The sequence below is a fragment of the Amycolatopsis sp. NPDC059027 genome, assembly GCF_042739735.1.
Taxonomy (GTDB): Bacteria; Actinomycetota; Actinomycetes; order Mycobacteriales; family Pseudonocardiaceae; genus Amycolatopsis.
The window spans coordinates 4,077-7,747 of sequence record NZ_JBHYIK010000144.1; the positions used below are offsets into that span (position 1 = coordinate 4,077).

General features: G+C 67.1%; 2 protein-coding genes. Both read left to right on the forward strand.

Going from position 1 to position 3,671, the window contains the following annotated elements:
• The coding region (locus ACFWY9_RS44400) for an FG-GAP repeat protein (protein ID WP_378341724.1) at positions 1-253 on the forward strand (253 nt) is incomplete at its 5' end.
• Positions 254-391: 138 nt separating this feature from the next.
• Positions 392-3,671 (forward strand): DUF2961 domain-containing protein (locus ACFWY9_RS44405; protein WP_378341725.1); only part of this gene is annotated, 3,280 nt, incomplete at its 3' end.

A 3,671-nucleotide genomic window follows, 5' to 3' on the forward strand; every position in this document is an offset into this window, starting at 1 on the left:
CTTCTCCGACGGCACGAAATTCGTGCAGAACTCTTGGAAGTGGCATGACTACTTCGCGGTCGGCAACGAGATCCCCGGCGTCGGAGACTTCAATGGCGACGGAAAAGCGGACATCGTGACGTTCACCCGCGGAGAAGGTGCCGACGTCTACGTGGCCCCCTCCACAGGTGACAAGTTCATCCCGGAATCGAAGAAGTGGCATGACTTCTTCGGCTACGGCACGGAGATTCCGCTCCCCGGCTTCATCTGGTAACCGCCTGCCTGTCCTCAGCCGCTGGTGGCCCCGGTTCAGCACCTCGGGGCCACCAGCGCGCTCAAGAAAGAATCAGGTATCGGACAAACTATGCGTATACGTTCTGTTCTGCGTGCCCTTCTTGCCCTCTTCGTCGTCATGACGTCGGTCCTTGTGCTCCCGGGCGGGACCCCCGCGGGCGCCGCGCCCGCGCCGGCCCGGCAGCAGCCGGTCGGCTGGGCGACCTTCCGGCAGCTCGACCGGCTGTCCGAACTTCCCCCGCCGGGCGTGCAGACCCGTCAGTTCTCCAGCTTCGGCAGGGACGGCAGCAACAACGACGGTTTCAGCGGGGCCTACTCCTGCTTGCGGCACAGCGAAAGCGGTTGTGTCCTCGGCGAGGACGACGGCCCCGGTGAGATCGACGCACTGTGGTTCACCCAGATCTCCCGGAACCGGACCGGGGACCTGAGCGACACCGGCTGGATTCGCATCGAGCTGGACGGCAGGGTGGTGCTCGACCGGTCGCTGCAGGACGTGGTGAGCGGCCGCGCGGGTGCCCCGTTCAGCTTCCCGCTGGTGGCCGACGCCGAGCAGAGCTCCGGCGGAAGCTACGTCAAGGTCCCGATGCCGTATCGGGAATCCATGCGGGTCACCGTGCAGAACAACCCGAACTTCTACCACCTCGGCTACCGGCATTTCCCGACCGCGGAGGGGATCACGACCTTCGATCCGGCGGATCGGGCCGAGGACGTGCTGGCGTTGTTGCGCGCGTCGGGTACACGCGATCCCAAGCCACAGGATCCGAACGCGAGTACGAAGTCCACCGAGCTGATCCTGCCCCCGCGCGGACAGGCGACCGCGGCACAGCTCACCGGTCCCGGCAGCATTTCCGCCCTGCGACTGCTCGGCGCGGCGGCCGATGAGAGCCTTGGCCGGGCGCTCCGCCTTCGCATCACCTTCGACGGGCGGACGACCGTGGACAGCCCGGTCGGCGAGTTCTTCGGCAGCGGGCTCGGCCCGGCCTCGGTCCGCTCGCTGCTGTTCGCCATGGACGCCGCCCCGGGCGGCTGGTATTCCAGCTGGTGGCCAATGCCCTACCGGACCTCGGCCACCGTCGAGCTGGTGAACACCGGCACGAGCGAGGTGCGCGGTATCACCGTGGAAACGACCTCCGCTCCCGATGCCCGCTGGTCCGAGGAACTCGGCCCCGGCGGCGACGCCGGGTACTTCACCACCCAGTCCCACGCGGGCCGGACCGTGGCCGGCCAGGACTGGAACTTCGTCGACACCGGGGGCCGGGGCCGTCTCGTCGGGGTCTCACACACCATGCGAGGTCCCGAACACCGTGGGTTCCTCGAAGGCGACGAACGCGTCCACATCGACTCGTCTCCCAGCCCGCAGTTGCACGGCACCGGCACCGAGGACTTCTACGAAGGAGGCTGGTACTTCGACCGCGGCGAATTCAGCAATCCGTTCAACGGCAACCCGCGCCACCAGCGCACCACGGCGAGCTGCCCCGGCGACTGCACCGGGGCCTACCGGTTGCTGCTGAGCGATTCTGTCGGCTACGGCAGCGCACTGACCTTCGGTATCGAGCACGGCCAGCAGAACGACGTCGACGCCGAATACGCCTCCACCGCCTACCTCTACACCCGGCCCGAACCCGTCGGCCGGCATACCGACACCGTCGAGGTGGGTGACCAGGGCAACCGTGCCGCGCACGGCTGGACCGAGGCCCCCGGGGCGTCCCAGGCCACGCTGGAAAGCTCCTTCGAAGGCGATGAGAACGACCTCACCGCACACGACGAGGTGCGCTCGGGCTCGGGAGAGTCGTCGTTCCGGGTGACAGTGGCGCCGGCCGGCACCGGCGTGCTGCTGCGCAGAACGAGCGACCAGGCCAACGCAGGCCAGCGCGCGGAAGTGCTCGTCGACGGAGTCTCCGCGGGAGTCTGGTATCAGCCACTCGGCAACACCGCGTCGCGCTGGCTGTCCGATACCTTCGCGCTGCCCCGGTCCGCCACAGCGGGCAAGACACACGTCACCATCACCCTGCGCCCGGCCGCCGAGAGTCCACAGTGGACGGCAACACGCTACCTGGTGGACAGCATGACCGGGCCCGCCCCGGACACCACCGGCCCCGCCGCGCCGAATCCCGCTTTCCGCGGCACCACACATCGCTCGCTGAGGCTGGAGTGGAAACCCGCCGCCGACAATGTCGGTGTGCACAGCTACCGGATCTACGGCGCCCGCACACCACAGGTGCCGATCTCGCCCGCCACCCTGCTCGGCACGCAGCGCGCCACGGCGTTCGTCCATCGCTCGCTGCCGCCCGGTCAGACCTGGTACTACCGGGTCGTCCCGGTGGACGCGGCGGGCAACGCCGGGGCCGGTTCGGCGCCGATATCGGCCAGCGCCACTCAACCGGCAACGAGCGACTTCGACGGTGACGGCAAGGACGACATCGCCACGTTCACCCGGGGCGACGCCGCCGACGTCTACGTGTCCCTTTCGGACGGCACCAAATTCGTCCAAGACGGCTGGAAATGGCACGACTTCTTCACCACGGGCAAGGAAATACCATTGACGGGGGACTTCGACGGTGACGGCAAGACCGATGTCGCCACCTTCACCCGAGGTGATTCCGCCGACGTCTACGTATCACTCTCCGACGGCGGCAAATTCGTCCAGAGCAGCTGGAAATGGCACGATCATTTCGCGGTCGGCGACGAGATACCGCTGGTCGGGGATTTCAACGGTGATGGCAAGGACGACATCGCCACGTTCACCCGGGGCGACGCCGCCGACGTCTACGTGTCCCTTTCGGACGGCACGAAGTTCGTGCAAGACGGCTGGAAATGGCACGATCGCTTCGCCGTCGGCGACGAAATCCCCGCCGTCGGCGACATGGACGGCGACGGCAAGGACGACATCGTCACCTTCACCCGGGGTGCCACCGCCAACGTGTTCGTGTCCCTGTCCGACGGCACGAAGTTCGTCCAGGACGGGTGGAAATGGCGCGACAACGTGAGCGGCGGAGCCGCCAAGTCCGGGCTGGGCGATGCCGACGGGGACGGCAAGGAGGACGTGATCTCGTTCGCGAACGGCCAGGTCACCGTCGCGACCTCGACAGGAAGCGGCCTCACCGCACCCAGCCGATGGCACGACTATTTCGCTTTCGGAGATGAGGTACCCGGCATCGGCGACTTCACCGGAGACGGTAAGGCCGATATTGTCACCTTCACCAGGGGAAAGAGTGGCCAGGCCTACGTCGCGACCTCGGACGGGACGCGCTTCACCGGACGAGGAGTCCTGTGGCACAACCACTTCGCCCTCGGTGACGAACTACCCCGGCCCAGCCTGTACCTGTCTCTGATACACATCTACGAGCCCACCAGACATATATCCATCTCGGGTTGGGGCGGAGGGGGTGTTAGAGTGG